We start from the raw sequence: 13,862 nt of genomic DNA on the forward strand, positions 1-13,862 counted from the left end.
TCTCCTCCACCTGCGAAAGCGATCCGTAAGCACAAAATAAACGGTGGCGTTGCGCCAGTTAAAAGGCGCTGACGCATGGGTTTCCGCGCGTTCCAGCAATAAAAGCCCGTGGCTGTCGGCAGGTTGCAGCGTGATTTGCCCGTTTTGGACGGTATCGGTTTGACCACTGTAATAATCGCGCACTACCGTCCCTTCCGGAAAGGTCTGGCGAACATCCAGCGTGAGCGGCGAACCATCCCAGACGGGACACTGGTAGGCGAGCTGCGCGGTGCGCTCAGGTTCAGTTTTTATCGATAACAACAGGGTCGGCGTACCGGAGCGGGTATCTACCGTTATCGTATAGTCGCCATCTTTAAACAAACGCCATTGCGGCGGCGCGCCTTCGCAGGGTTTTAACGACAACATCTGGTTGAGTTTTATGGCGCCGGAGGGCTGCCAGCACTGCTGGTCAATATGGAGCATTAACGCGCGTGTACCTTTTGTTAATGCAGCATGGCTGGTAAAGCGCCCGGTTTCCTGCGTCGAGAACGTCGGAAAACCGGGTGAGGTCCATGATGAGGCGATCGCGATACCGGGTATCAGCGTCAGAGCGAAGGCGGCAAGTTTCATCACGCTATCCTTTGTGGGCAATATTCATCAGCTTGCCTGGTTTTTAGGCGAATGAACTCCTCCTCAGCAGAGAGTCGCGCAGGAGGAGGCGCGAGGGTGAGCGACGAGGCGCAAAAAAACGCCTCTATTTGCGATAAGCACCACATTTTATTGGCATTATTTCTGCCTGTTATCGTTAATACTTGACATAGTTTCGGATTAAGACTATTCCCTGAGGTGCTTTTTAAGCCTATTTTTGCTAGAATTTGGGGTTCAAACCTCAACTTCGTGAAAAATAAAAGGTGTTGGAATGTATCAATCCGACCAGGAGACCTAATGATATTGACTCCCATGCGACGATATGGGGCAATGATTCTTATGTTACTCACCATCGCATTTTCGGGTGAGGTGCTGGCAAAGACGCACGCAACACAAACGAGTCAAAAGTCCCACATAACTGAGACAAGTTATAAACAGGTTAGCAGTAAACAAGAGTATTCTCGCAATAGTGCAAAGAGCAGTTCACTTCCTGATTTGCGAAAATACCCTTCCGGAACCCCCAGAAAAAAAGCGTTTCTCCGGACCGTTATGCCTTACATCACCAGCCAAAATGCCGCGATTACCGCGGACCGTAATTGGCTGATCTCAAAACAGTACCAGAACCGCTGGTCGCCGTCTGAACGCGCGCGTATGAAAGATATCGCGAAGCGCTATAAAGTGAGCTGGTCCGGCAACACGCGTCGTATTCCGTGGAATACGTTGCTGGAGCGCGTCGACATTATCCCAACCAGCATGGTGGCGACGATGGCGGCGGCGGAAAGCGGCTGGGGAACCTCTAAACTGGCGCGTAGCAACAATAACCTGTTCGGCATGAAGTGCACGAAAGGGCGTTGTACCAATACGCCGGGTAAGGTGAAAGGTTACTCGCAATTCGCGTCGGTTGAGGAGTCGGTGAGCGCGTATGTCGCTAACCTGAACACGCATCCGGCTTATTCCTCTTTCCGCAAGTCGCGCGCCCAACTGCGTAAGGCGGATCAGGAAGTCACCGCCACGGCGATGATTCATAAGCTGAAGGGTTACTCTACCCAGGGGGCGCGCTATAACAACTACTTGTTCGCGATGTACCAGGACAACCAGCGTCTGATCGCCGCGCATATGTAATTCTGTGTGCCGGATGGCGCTACGCTATCCGGCTTACAAGGCGTCTGTAGGCTGGATAAACTACAACAACGCTTCACTATGCTGGTCGCGATACTCCTTAGGCGTAGCGACGTACTCCTTTTTAAACACCGAATAGAAATATTGCAGTGACGGGTAGCCGCACATTTGCGAAATTTCGTTTATCGCCAACGTGGTGGAAATCAACAAACTACGCGCTTTGTCCAGCTTTTCGGCGTGGATCAGCGCATGTATCGTCTCGCCAACTTCTTCCTTAAAACGTTTTTCCAGGTTTGAACGTGAAATCCCAACCGCGTCCAGCACTTGCTCGACTTTAATGCCCTTACAGGCATGGTTACGAATAAAGTGCATCGCCTGGATAACCGCCGGATCGGTCAGGGAGCGATAGTCTGTCGAGCGGCGCGCAATGACGCGCACCGGAGGCACCAGAATGCGCTGTAACGGCATCTCTTCGCGCGCCAGCAAACGGTGCAGCAGTTTCGCCGCCTGATAACCCATTTGCCGCGCCCCCTGCGCGACGGAGGAAAGCGCGACGCGCGACAGGTAACGGGTTAACTCTTCGTTATCAATACCGATAACGCAAAGTTTTTCCGGCACCGGAATATGCAGGTGTTCACAGGCCTGCAATACGTGACGGGCGCGGGCATCCGTTACGGCAATGATGCCGGTTTGCGGCGGCAGCGTCTGAAGCCAGTCGGCGAGGCGATTTTGCGCGTGCTGCCAGTTTTCCGGCGCGGTTTCCAGTCCCTGATAGACTACGCCGCGGTATTTTTCCTCGGCGACCAGCTGGCGAAAGGCGTATTCCCGTTCCGCCGCCCAATGTTTGCGGCTGGAGTCGGGCAAACCGTAAAACGCGAAGCGGTTAACGCCTTTTTCTTTTAAATGCAGGAAAGCGCTTTCAACGAGCGCATGATTATCGGTGGCGATGTAATGAACGGCGGGATAATTTTCAGCAAGATGGTAAGAACCGCCGACCCCGACAATGGGTACGTCGACATCGGCCAATAATTGCGCGATATCGTCATCATCGTAATCGGCAATAACGCCGTCGCCTAACCACTCTTTAATGTTATCGATACGGGCACGGAAATCTTCCTCAATAAATATATCCCATTCGGATTGCGAGGCTTGTAAATATTCACCCACCCCCTCCACTACCTGACGGTCATAGGCTTTATTCGCGTTAAATAACAGAGTGATACGGTGACGTTTATCAAACATGAGGATATATCCTGCAAAAGTGAACCTGGACTCATGGATACTATCAAAACGGCTGACATAACGGTCTGGCGAATGATGACAAATTATTTTGCGCCTGAAACGTTATGCGAAATTCATCACAGCAAACGGCGGATGACAATTGTCATTTCTTATCTATATATTACGGTTTTTTGTTTATTTGCCAGGATTCGATCGCGATCGCTTTTTTCTTCTGTGGTTTCCAGCGTTTTTTTGAGAGCCAGAGCACATTTGGGGATTCTCTTAATAGCGGTGTGAAATAACGTAATTGAGCAATAAATCAGGAAATTCCAGTATGACGTTATGTCGTTTACTTGCCGTCTTATCTGATTATGGAGCTCACTATGCAGGCTTATTTTGACCAACTCGATCGTGTTCGCTATGAAGGCCCTCAATCGACTAACCCGCTGGCATTTCGTCATTACAATCCCGACGAGCTGGTTTTAGGTAAACGTATGGAAGATCACCTGCGTTTCGCGGCCTGTTACTGGCATACCTTCTGCTGGAACGGCGCGGATATGTTTGGTGTAGGCGCGTTTAATCGTCCGTGGCAGCAACCGGGCGAAGCGCTGGAGCTGGCGAAACGCAAAGCGGACGTGGCGTTTGAATTTTTCCACAAACTGAATGTGCCTTTTTATTGCTTCCATGACGTGGATGTGTCGCCGGAAGGCGCGTCGTTGAAAGAATATAAAAACAACTTCGCGCAGATGGTGGATGTGCTGGCGGCGAAACAGGAGCAGAGCGGCGTAAAACTGCTGTGGGGAACGGCGAACTGCTTTACCAACCCGCGCTATGGCGCAGGCGCCGCCACTAACCCGGATCCGGAAGTCTTTAGCTGGGCAGCGACGCAAGTGGTTACGGCAATGAACGCCACGCATAAACTGGGCGGCGAAAATTACGTCCTGTGGGGCGGGCGCGAAGGTTATGAAACGTTGCTGAATACCGATCTGCGCCAGGAGCGCGAACAGATTGGCCGCTTTATGCAAATGGTGGTCGAGCACAAACATAAAATGGGTTTCCAGGGCACGCTGCTGATTGAACCGAAACCGCAGGAACCGACAAAACATCAGTATGATTATGACGTTGCAACGGTCTATGGCTTCCTCAAACAGTTTGGCCTGGAAAAAGAGATCAAAGTGAACATTGAGGCGAACCACGCGACGCTGGCGGGCCATTCGTTCCACCATGAAATCGCGACCGCTATCGCGCTGGGTATTTTTGGCTCCGTTGACGCCAACCGCGGCGATGCGCAACTGGGCTGGGATACCGATCAGTTCCCGATTAGCGTTGAAGAGAACGCGCTGGTGATGTACGAAATCCTGAAAGCGGGCGGATTCACGACGGGCGGTCTCAACTTCGACGCCAAAGTTCGTCGCCAGAGCACCGATAAATACGATCTGTTCTACGGTCACATCGGCGCGATGGATACGATGGCGTTGTCGCTGAAAATCGCCGCGCGAATGGTTGAAGACGGCGAGCTGGATAAACGCGTGGCGAAGCGCTATGCCGGCTGGAATGGCGAGCTGGGGCAGCAGATTCTGAAAGGACAACTCTCCTTAGGCGAACTGGCGCAGTATGCGGAGCAGCATAATCTGGCGCCAGTACATCAAAGCGGTCATCAGGAGCTGTTAGAAAATCTGGTTAACCGTTATCTGTTTGATAAATAACCCTATCTACCGGGCGACTCCGCGTTAGCCCGGCCTGTAGTCGTGATTAGCCCGGTAAGCGTAGCGCTGCCGGGCGCTTTCAGTAAAGGAACCCACACTATGTATATCGGGATCGATCTTGGTACATCGGGTGTAAAAGCTATCCTGTTGAATGAGCAGGGCGATGTGCTGGCTACGCATACTGAAAAACTGACCGTATCGCGTCCGCATCCCTTATGGTCGGAACAGGAACCAGAGCAGTGGTGGCAGGCGACGGATCGTGCGGTTAAAGGTTTAGGTCGGCAACAGTCGTTAAGCGGCGTCCGGGCGTTGGGCATCGCCGGACAAATGCATGGCGCGACATTGCTTGATAGCCGTCAGCAGGTTCTGCGACCAGCGATTTTATGGAATGACGGACGCTGTAGCGAAGAGTGCGCCTGGCTGGAAAAACAGGTGCCGCAGTCGCGTGCGATAACCGGTAATCTGATGATGCCCGGTTTTACCGCGCCCAAATTAGTCTGGGTGCAGCGCCACGAACCGGATATTTTCTACCAGATAGACAAGGTTCTGCTGCCGAAAGATTTTCTGCGGCTGCGAATGACAGGCGTCTTTGCCAGCGATATGTCGGATGCGGCGGGAACGATGTGGCTGGACGTGAAAAAGCGCGACTGGAGCGACGTTATGCTCAACGCCTGTCATTTAACCCGACAGCAGATGCCAGCGTTATTTGAAGGTAGTGACATTACCGGAACGTTGCTGCCGGAGGTAGCCAGCGCATGGGGAATGCCAACAGTACCCGTGGTGGCGGGCGGCGGCGACAATGCGGCAGGCGCGGTCGGCGTAGGAATGATCGATGCCGGACAGGCGATGCTCTCGCTCGGAACATCGGGCGTCTATTTTGCCGTCAGCGACGGCTTTCTGAGTAAACCGGAGAGCGCAGTACACAGTTTTTGCCATGCGCTGCCGGAACGCTGGCATTTAATGTCTGTGATGTTGAGCGCCGCCTCTTGTCTGGACTGGGCGGCTAAACTCACCGGGCAGGAGAACGTCCCGGCGCTGATTGCCGCCGCACAGCAGGCGGATGAGCATGCCGATTCGATCTGGTTTTTGCCGTACCTGTCCGGCGAGCGCACGCCGCACAATAATCCGCAGGCAAAAGGCGTTTTCTTTGGTTTAACCCATCAGCATGGCCCGGCGGAACTGGCGCGGGCGGTACTGGAGGGCGTGGGATATGCTCTGGCGGACGGTATGGATGTGGTTCACGCCTGCGGCGTCAAACCCGCCAGCGTGACGCTTATCGGCGGCGGGGCGCGCAGCGAATATTGGCGTCAGATGCTATCTGATATTAGCGGGCTACAGCTTGATTATCGTACTGGCGGCGATGTAGGGCCAGCGCTGGGCGCGGCGCGTCTGGCGCAAATTGCGGTGAATAAACAGACCCCGCTCGCCGATGTATTGCCGCAGTTGCCGCTGGAGCAGGCGCATTATCCTGATGCGCAGCGTCATGCGGTTTATCAACAACGTCGTGAAACCTTCCGTCGACTTTATCAGCAGCTGTTGCCGTTGATGTCATAAGTCAGAATGCCTTTCAGTTTTGGCTGAAAGGCATTTCCCGTAAATATTAATTCTATTGAATTATATCGAAGTAAGTATGTGTGTTTTCTGATTTTTATATTATTGCTGAGCAGGCGCCTTTTTCATCGCTATTTCTTCGCTTAATGTGTCTCACACAACCACAAGGAGAGTGAGATGGACGATCACGTTGCGCGCAGGAAACGGATATTCGGCCTGGGAATGTTAGTTGTCGGTGCAGTGGTATACCTGGTGGGACTGTGGCCAGGCTGTCATACATTAAGCGAAAAGGGATATTTTTTTGCGGCAATCGTCATGTGTGGTTTTCCAGTCTTAATTCGCCAGGAACACACGGGGAATGACCGTTTGCTTTCTCGTTGCAAATCTTTGCTGTTGCTTGGCATCGGCATGGTCGCGGTCGGCGTATTTAACCTGGCGCTGGCGGGCGCGCTGAAAATACTGTGTCTGGTGGCGCTGGGGGTCAGTATATATGGAACCGATCTTTACGCTTCCTACAGTGATGATGAATGATGGCCGGAGCCATCATTGTCGTTTAGCTAACCCATTTCCGTTTATCAATACGCTGTAACAGCATGGAAAGTAGTAGGCTTCCTGTCACCGTCGCGGCAAAAACCCACGCGATGTCTAACGGCGGCCAACGTTTTAACTCCAGACCATTAGTACGTAGCGCATGGATAATCAGCGCGTGGAAACCATAAATACCCAGCGAGTGGCGGGAGATAAGCCCCAGTCCAGGTAATGTCCGCGCATTCAGCTTATTTTTAACTACCGTGAACAGTGAGACGGCGCAAATAAACACCATGGGACCGCAATACAGATACCAGGTGTCGGCAAAATTTCCGCGCCAGCGTAATTCATGCAATGTGCCGCGAGAAATAACAAATACCGCGATGATGAACAGGGCAGCGCAGATAAGCGTCAGCGATGGCTTTTGCGTCTCCATCATTCCAATGGAGCGGCCCAGGATACCGTAGAGAATGTAGTAGAACGTGTCGCCGCTGATATACAGATTGATGGGCAACCATTCAACGCCGCCGATTTTTTGCGGCACAGTATTTGGGTTAGCAATAATACCAATGATCACCATCAGCATCAGGAGCATTTTGCCGCTCACGTTTTTTACCTGGATTAATGGCGATACCAGGTAGATCACCGCAATCGCAAAGAAAAACCACAGGTGGTAAAACACGGGTTTTTGCAGCACATTTTTTAGCGAAAGCTCGACGTTGATCGAAGTAAAAAGTGAAATGTAAGCTAGGGCGACAACGCTGTAAAAGATAAGGCACAGGGCGATACGTAAAAAATGCCGCGGTTGCGCGCAGCGCTCGCCAAAAAAAAGATAGCCTGAAATCATAAAAAACAGGGGAACGCTAACGCGCGAAGCCGAATTCAGGACATTCGCAATATCCCAGTTTAGCGGGCTGACGCTGTGGGCGTTGGTGATGTACCACGTTGTAGTATGGATCATCACTACCATTAAACAGGCGATCCCTCGCAGGTTATCAATCCAGTTAATTTTAGGCTGCATCAGTTCCTCAGCTTCCGTTTCAATAGAGTTCCAGCGCGGTGGCTCACTGGAAAAATCCGACTTTCTACGCTACATCTTGTGATGGCGTAAGGAGATTCGCACAATGTGTCTGCTACCCACAAACCTTAATAATAAGACTGACCAGCAAACCAGACGGTAATAAAAATGATAATGAAGTATTTCTGTTCTGTGATGATAGCCATCGCTCTGGTGGGATGCACAGCGACACCGCCACCGACGCAAAAAGCCCAGCAGAGTAAAGTGAGCCCAACACGCACGCTGGATATGGAAGCATTGTGTAAAGCTCAGGCGGCGCAGCGTTACAATACTGGCGCACAGAAAATTGCTGTTACCGGTTTCGAACAGTTTCAGGGGAGCTATGAGATGCGGGGTAATACCTTCCGTAAAGAGAGTTTTGTCTGCTCTTTTGATGCAGATGGGCAGTTTTTACATCTTTCTATGCGGTAAAAGCCGCGCCTGGTGAGGTGTGATGCCGCGAAATCCGGCAATTTTCGCTAAACAAACCGGTTTCATACTGTATATCTCGCATCCAGCGGGTATACTGGCTCCTTCCTTTAAATCCACACGTATCCAGCACGAAATAATATGCAAAAGTTTGATACCAGGACCTTCCAGGGCTTGATCCTGACCTTACAGGATTACTGGGCTCGCCAGGGCTGCACCATTGTTCAACCATTGGACATGGAAGTCGGCGCGGGAACTTCTCATCCAATGACCTGCCTGCGCGCGCTGGGGCCAGAGCCGATGGCGACTGCCTATGTGCAGCCTTCTCGTCGTCCGACCGATGGCCGCTACGGCGAAAACCCGAACCGCTTACAGCACTACTATCAGTTCCAGGTAGTGATTAAGCCGTCTCCGGACAACATTCAGGAGCTGTACCTCGGTTCTCTGAAAGAGCTGGGTATGGACCCGACCATTCACGACATCCGTTTCGTGGAAGATAACTGGGAAAACCCGACTCTGGGCGCCTGGGGACTCGGCTGGGAAGTGTGGCTGAATGGCATGGAAGTGACGCAGTTCACCTACTTCCAGCAGGTCGGCGGCCTGGAGTGCAAGCCGGTGACCGGTGAAATCACCTACGGTCTGGAACGTCTGGCGATGTATATCCAGGGCGTGGACAGCGTTTACGACCTGGTCTGGAGCGATGGCCCGCTGGGTAAAACCACCTACGGCGACGTGTTCCATCAAAACGAAGTGGAGCAGTCCACCTATAACTTTGAATACGCCGATGTGGATTTCTTATTCACCTGCTTCGAGCAGTATGAAAAAGAAGCCCAGCAGCTGCTGGCGCTGGAAAACCCGCTGCCGCTGCCGGCCTACGAGCGTATTCTGAAAGCCGCCCATAGCTTCAACCTGCTGGATGCGCGTAAAGCTATCTCCGTCACCGAACGTCAGCGCTACATTTTGCGTATTCGCACCCTGACCAAAGCAGTGGCAGAAGCTTATTATGCTTCCCGTGAAGCCCTCGGCTTCCCGATGTGCAACAAAGACAAGTAAGAGGCGGCCATGTCTGAGAAAACTTTTCTGGTGGAAATCGGCACTGAAGAGCTGCCACCAAAAGCACTGCGCAGTTTGGCTGAGTCCTTTGCTGCGAACTTCACTGCGGAGCTGGATAACGCCGGCCTCGCGCACGGTAACGTTGAATGGTTTGCCGCCCCGCGCCGTCTGGCGCTGAAAGTGGCGAATCTTGCTGAATCTCAGCCCGATCGCGAAGTCGAAAAACGTGGTCCGGCGATTGCTCAGGCGTTTGACGCCGAAGGCAAACCGAGCAAAGCGGCAGAAGGCTGGGCGCGCGGCTGCGGGATCACCGTTGATCAGGCCGAGCGTCTGAAGACCGACAAAGGCGAATGGCTGCTGTATCGTGCCCACGTGAAGGGCGAAAGTACCGAAGCGCTGGTGCCGAACATGGTAGCCACCTCGCTGGCGAAACTACCGATCCCGAAACTGATGCGCTGGGGCGCGTCTGACGTACACTTCGTGCGTCCGGTGCACACCGTGACCCTGCTGTTGGGCGATAAGGTCATTCCGGCGACTATTCTGGGTATTCAGTCTGACCGCGTCATTCGCGGCCACCGCTTTATGGGTGAGCCGGAGTTCACTATCGACAATGCTGACCAGTACCCGCAAATTCTGCTGGAGCGCGGTAAAGTCATTGCCGACTACGAAGCGCGTAAAGCCAAAATCAAAGCGGACGCCGAAGAAGCGGCACGCAAGATTGGCGGTAATGCCGACCTGAGCGAAAGCCTGCTGGAAGAAGTGGCCTCGCTGGTGGAATGGCCGGTGGTATTGACGGCGAAATTCGAAGAGAAATTCCTCGCCGTGCCTGCCGAAGCGCTGGTGTACACCATGAAGGGCGACCAGAAGTATTTCCCGGTTTATGACAACGCGGGCAAGCTGCTGCCGAACTTTATCTTCGTCGCCAACATCGAGTCGAAAGATCCGACCCAGATTATCTCCGGTAACGAGAAAGTGGTGCGTCCGCGTCTGGCAGATGCTGAATTCTTCTTCAATACCGACCGTAAAAAACGTCTGGAAGACCATCTGCCGCGTCTACAAACCGTGCTGTTCCAGCAACAGCTGGGCACGCTGCGCGACAAGACCGACCGTATTCAGGCGCTGGCGGGCTGGATTGCCGGTCAGATTGGCGCTGACGTCAACCACGCCACTCGTGCGGGCCTGCTCTCCAAGTGCGACCTGATGACCAACATGGTCTTCGAGTTCACCGACACCCAGGGCGTGATGGGGATGCACTACGCGCGCCATGATGGTGAAGCGGAAGATGTGGCCGTGGCGCTGAACGAACAGTATCAGCCACGCTTTGCCGGTGATGACCTGCCGTCTAACCCGGTGGCCTGCGCGCTGGCGATCGCCGATAAGATGGATACTCTGGCGGGTATCTTCGGTATTGGTCAGCATCCGAAAGGCGACAAAGACCCGTTTGCGCTGCGTCGTGCCGCGCTGGGCGTGCTGCGCATCATCGTTGAGAAGAACCTCGCTCTTGATCTGCAAACGCTGACCGAAGAAGCGGTGCGTCTGTATGGCGACAAGCTGACCAATGCCAATGTAGTCGATGATGTGATCGATTTTATGCTGGGTCGCTTCCGCGCCTGGTATCAGGATGAAGGTTACACCGTCGACACTATCCAGGCGGTACTGGCGCGTCGTCCGACCCGTCCGGCAGATTTTGATGCCCGCATGAAGGCGGTGTCTCATTTCCGCACCCTGGAAGAAGCCTCTGCGCTGGCGGCGGCGAACAAGCGCGTCTCCAACATCCTGGCGAAAGCCACTGAGCCGCTGAACGATATCGTCCACGCCTCCGTACTGAAAGAAGCGGCGGAAATTGAGTTGGCCAGACATCTGGTTGTGCTGCGTGATAAGCTTCAGCCGTACTTTGCCGATGGTCGTTATCAGGAAGCGTTGATTGAGCTGGCTGCTCTGCGCGCTCCGGTGGATGAATTCTTCGAAAATGTCATGGTTAACGCGAAAGAGAAAGATATCCGTATCAACCGCCTGACGCTGTTGTCGAAACTTCGCGAACTGTTCCTGCAGGTTGCGGATATTTCGTTACTGCAATAAGCGTTCAGTTAAATAAACAAAAACCTGCTCTCGGGCAGGTTTTTTTATAACATAAATAGTATTAGTTGATTCGCTAATAATTCTGTAACTCATAGACGCGGTTATCTCTATTGATTGGCAAGAATTATTTCAGGAATACATTAACGCTGGCGGTACGGATATTGGCGTTAGAATAGCTGCGGGTGCTTGAGACTGTTTGTCTCAGGTATTCACCAAAAGGCAGAGAGAGAAAAGCCCCACCTGACTATAAATCAAAAGTGCATTGCACCCATTATTGATCTCTTCAATAACGAAGCTATCCCCTACAGTATTTCAGAACGTCCAACCATGCCGATGATCGATGACATACTCATGAAGGCATTTGCCAGACTTGATGCGGGTACCAATCCGGTTCTTCATTCAGATCAGGGCTGGCAATACCGTCATTGATGGTACCAGTATCAGTTACGAGAGTTTGGCATCATCCAAAGTATGTCCCGCAAAGGCAACTGCCTTGATAATGCCTGTGCAGAATGTTTTTTCGGGACTTTAAAATCAGAAAGTTTTTACACCAGTAAATTTAAGGATATTGATGAACTTAAGATAGCTATTGAGGATTACATACGATACTACAATACCCGACGAATTAGCCTTAAATTTAACGGACTCAGCCCGGTTGAATAGCGCCTAAAGAGCTATCCAGGCAGAAATTAACAAGGTCTGTACAGGGATGCTATCAGGAAACCTGAACGTTGGTGGATACGCTCACGTAAATGTCTGCTATGAGCGAGGAACGGACGCCCTATTTCACAAAAATTAGTATTGTTCTACAAGTAACTCTCACAATGAGGTTTTATGAAAATCAGAAGGTTCAGTAATGGGGATGAAATATCGTTATTCAGAGTTTTTTTCTCATCTGTACATACGATCGCATCACACTACTACACACGTGAACAAATTGATGCTTGGGCCCCAGCAGATATCGACCTGGAGCGATGGGCCAATCACATTAAGGAATTACAACCTTTTGTTGTAGAGCTGGATGGTGAAATAGCTGGATATGCAGATTTTCAACCAAATGGATACATTGATCATTTCTTTGTATCAGGAACCTATTCAAGACAGGGGGTAGGGATACTACTGATGAATTGCATTCATGAGGAAGCCAGACAGCGTGGAATTAGTGAACTTACTTCAAATGTAAGTAAGGCTGCGGAAGTGTTCTTTCTACGACACGGCTTTCATATAGTGGAGCGAGGCTTTCCTATTTGCCGTGGAGTGACATTACAAAATGCTCTGATGAGGAAATGTTTGGCGAAATAATAGTCAGCCTGCAGAAAGGCAGCATTGTTCTTTTGCCTTGTTGAACTCAGTAAACCGCTACAATGAGCAATTTCCGCTTCTGGCACAAAGCGAACATCAGTATTCAAAAAATGAAAAACGACGACTTGATGTATACCGTTTGCTATACATGGTGGTTGTGCTATTCTTGTAAAGCAAATGCTATACAAAGGGTGTCTCATGAAATCAGATGTTCAACTTAACCTTAGAGCTAAGGAATCGCAGCGGGCGCTCATTGATGCAGCTGCGGAAATCCTTCACAAGTCACGTACAGATTTCATTCTGGAAACGGCCTGCCAGGCAGCCGAGAAAGTGATCCTTGACCGCCGTGTATTTAACTTTAACGATGAGCAATATGAGGAGTTCATCAATCTGCTTGATGCACCGGTCGCAGATGATCCCGTTATCGAAAAACTGCTGGCAAGGAAACCTCAGTGGGACGTGTAACAGCACCAGAACCTTTGTCCGCTTTTCATCAGGTCGCTGAGTTCGTCAGCGGTGAAGCTGTGCTCGATGACTGGTTGAAGCAAAAGGGCCTCAAAAACCAGGCTCTCGGAGCGGCCAGAACATTTGTGGTGTGCAAGAAAGACACGAAGCAAGTAGCCGGTTTTTACTCTCTGGCCACCGGTAGCGTCAACCATACAGAAGCGACAGGCAACCTTCGGCGTAACATGCCAGATCCCATCCCTGTCATTATACTTGCCCGTCTTGCTGTCGATCTCTCATTCCATGGAAAAGGGCTTGGTGCTGATTTACTTCATGATGCAGTGCTTCGTTGCTATCGGGTTGCCGAGAATATTGGTGTACGTGCAATCATGGTTCATGCACTTACCGAAGAAGCCAAAAATTTCTACATTCACCATGGTTTCAAATCATCACAAACTCAGCAGCGAACATTGTTCCTTAGGCTCCCTCAATAGAATGCAAAGACTGTTATGTTCAAATCGCTATAAGCGATAATTTGATAGAACGTCTAAGGTTAAATTCAGGAAGAATACGACGAACAAAATATTGATGAGACAGGAATCCGCGTGATGCAAGAAAGCAACGGAATGGATAATCCGATTGCGGACAATGTTATTTAGTTATAGCCAGTGACTAGTCCTGATATAGGTTGACAGTTTTTTGTCTGTAAAACGCCTGATGAACATCATCGGGCGTTTTGTATTTCA

General features: G+C 51.3%; 12 protein-coding genes and 2 pseudogenes. 11 read left to right on the forward strand and 3 right to left on the reverse strand.

Annotation, left to right across the window (positions count from 1 at the left end; genetic code table 11):
• Positions 1-12: 12 nt before the first annotated feature.
• A pseudogene (locus ACLJRU_RS15920) lies at positions 13-609 on the reverse strand (alpha-amylase); the annotation flags it as partial.
• Between the two features lie 315 nt (positions 610-924).
• Between ACLJRU_RS15920 and ACLJRU_RS15925 the strand changes: the two are divergent.
• Positions 925-1,749 carry a protein bax gene (locus ACLJRU_RS15925; RefSeq protein WP_001541103.1) on the forward strand — a complete coding sequence of 275 codons (825 nt, stop codon included), beginning with the start codon at positions 925-927 and terminating at the stop codon, positions 1,747-1,749.
• 60 nt (positions 1,750-1,809) lie between these two features.
• Here ACLJRU_RS15925 and xylR read toward each other — a convergent pair whose 3' ends face one another.
• A complete protein-coding gene (xylR, locus tag ACLJRU_RS15930; protein WP_001541102.1) occupies positions 1,810-2,988 on the reverse strand; it encodes a D-xylose utilization transcriptional activator XylR in 1,179 nt (392 codons plus the stop codon).
• A 362-nt stretch (positions 2,989-3,350) separates the two neighbouring features.
• Here xylR and xylA point away from each other — a divergent pair, with 362 nt between their 5' ends.
• From xylA to ACLJRU_RS15945, 3 genes are all read left to right on the forward strand, one after another.
• Positions 3,351-4,673: a xylose isomerase gene (gene xylA, locus ACLJRU_RS15935; protein WP_001149561.1), complete on the forward strand. Its 1,323-nt coding sequence runs from the start codon at positions 3,351-3,353 to the stop codon at positions 4,671-4,673.
• Positions 4,674-4,772: 99 nt separating this feature from the next.
• On the forward strand, positions 4,773-6,227 hold the full coding sequence (xylB, locus tag ACLJRU_RS15940; RefSeq protein ID WP_000275328.1) for a xylulokinase: 1,455 nt from the start codon (positions 4,773-4,775) through the stop codon (positions 6,225-6,227).
• A 174-nt stretch (positions 6,228-6,401) separates the two neighbouring features.
• On the forward strand, positions 6,402-6,755 hold the full coding sequence (locus tag ACLJRU_RS15945) for a YiaA/YiaB family protein (RefSeq protein WP_000340932.1): 354 nt from the start codon (positions 6,402-6,404) through the stop codon (positions 6,753-6,755).
• Between the two features lie 22 nt (positions 6,756-6,777).
• Here the strand turns inward: ACLJRU_RS15945 and ACLJRU_RS15950 are convergent, their stop codons facing one another.
• Positions 6,778-7,773, reverse strand: a complete 996-nt coding sequence (locus ACLJRU_RS15950; RefSeq protein ID WP_001541101.1) for an acyltransferase — start codon at positions 7,771-7,773, stop codon at positions 6,778-6,780.
• A 165-nt stretch (positions 7,774-7,938) separates the two neighbouring features.
• Between ACLJRU_RS15950 and ACLJRU_RS15955 the strand changes: the two genes are divergently transcribed.
• From ACLJRU_RS15955 to ACLJRU_RS15985, 7 genes and pseudogenes are all read left to right on the forward strand, one after another.
• A complete protein-coding gene (locus ACLJRU_RS15955) occupies positions 7,939-8,241 on the forward strand; it encodes a YsaB family lipoprotein (RefSeq protein ID WP_000605590.1) in 303 nt (100 codons plus the stop codon).
• A 138-nt stretch (positions 8,242-8,379) separates the two neighbouring features.
• Positions 8,380-9,291: a glycine--tRNA ligase subunit alpha gene (gene glyQ / locus ACLJRU_RS15960; protein ID WP_001168551.1), complete on the forward strand. Its 912-nt coding sequence runs from the start codon at positions 8,380-8,382 to the stop codon at positions 9,289-9,291.
• A gap of 9 nt (positions 9,292-9,300) precedes the next feature.
• On the forward strand, positions 9,301-11,370 hold the full coding sequence (gene glyS / locus ACLJRU_RS15965; protein ID WP_001291737.1) for a glycine--tRNA ligase subunit beta: 2,070 nt from the start codon (positions 9,301-9,303) through the stop codon (positions 11,368-11,370).
• A gap of 261 nt (positions 11,371-11,631) precedes the next feature.
• Positions 11,632-12,033: pseudogene (locus ACLJRU_RS15970) on the forward strand (transposase); the annotation flags it as partial.
• 171 nt (positions 12,034-12,204) lie between these two features.
• On the forward strand, positions 12,205-12,672 hold the full coding sequence (locus tag ACLJRU_RS15975) for a GNAT family N-acetyltransferase (protein WP_000702450.1): 468 nt from the start codon (positions 12,205-12,207) through the stop codon (positions 12,670-12,672).
• Between the two features lie 177 nt (positions 12,673-12,849).
• The gene (locus tag ACLJRU_RS15980; RefSeq protein WP_000965886.1) at positions 12,850-13,137 is read left to right on the forward strand and encodes a DUF1778 domain-containing protein; all 288 of its coding nucleotides are present in this window, start codon (positions 12,850-12,852) and stop codon (positions 13,135-13,137) included.
• Positions 13,125-13,610, forward strand: a complete 486-nt coding sequence (locus ACLJRU_RS15985) for a GNAT family N-acetyltransferase (RefSeq protein WP_000533909.1) — start codon at positions 13,125-13,127, stop codon at positions 13,608-13,610. The genes ACLJRU_RS15980 and ACLJRU_RS15985 overlap by 13 nt, the downstream gene beginning before the upstream one ends.
• Positions 13,611-13,862 lie beyond the last annotated feature (252 nt).

This window comes from Salmonella sp. SAL00653, from assembly GCF_046552515.1.
Taxonomy (GTDB): domain Bacteria; phylum Pseudomonadota; class Gammaproteobacteria; order Enterobacterales; family Enterobacteriaceae; genus Salmonella; species Salmonella enterica.

Excerpts from the sequence above, each read along its gene's own strand:
- ACLJRU_RS15925 (WP_001541103.1), top strand. The coding sequence starts at position 925 with ATGATATTGACTCCCATGCGACGATATGGGGCAATGATTCTTATGTTA.
- xylR (WP_001541102.1), bottom strand. The coding sequence starts at position 2,988 with ATGTTTGATAAACGTCACCGTATCACTCTGTTATTTAACGCGAATAAA.
- xylA (WP_001149561.1), top strand. The coding sequence starts at position 3,351 with ATGCAGGCTTATTTTGACCAACTCGATCGTGTTCGCTATGAAGGCCCT.
- xylB (WP_000275328.1), top strand. The coding sequence starts at position 4,773 with ATGTATATCGGGATCGATCTTGGTACATCGGGTGTAAAAGCTATCCTG.
- ACLJRU_RS15945 (WP_000340932.1), top strand. The coding sequence starts at position 6,402 with ATGGACGATCACGTTGCGCGCAGGAAACGGATATTCGGCCTGGGAATG.
- ACLJRU_RS15950 (WP_001541101.1), bottom strand. The coding sequence starts at position 7,773 with ATGCAGCCTAAAATTAACTGGATTGATAACCTGCGAGGGATCGCCTGT.
- ACLJRU_RS15955 (WP_000605590.1), top strand. The coding sequence starts at position 7,939 with ATGATAATGAAGTATTTCTGTTCTGTGATGATAGCCATCGCTCTGGTG.
- glyQ (WP_001168551.1), top strand. The coding sequence starts at position 8,380 with ATGCAAAAGTTTGATACCAGGACCTTCCAGGGCTTGATCCTGACCTTA.
- glyS (WP_001291737.1), top strand. The coding sequence starts at position 9,301 with ATGTCTGAGAAAACTTTTCTGGTGGAAATCGGCACTGAAGAGCTGCCA.
- ACLJRU_RS15975 (WP_000702450.1), top strand. The coding sequence starts at position 12,205 with ATGAAAATCAGAAGGTTCAGTAATGGGGATGAAATATCGTTATTCAGA.
- ACLJRU_RS15980 (WP_000965886.1), top strand. The coding sequence starts at position 12,850 with ATGCTATACAAAGGGTGTCTCATGAAATCAGATGTTCAACTTAACCTT.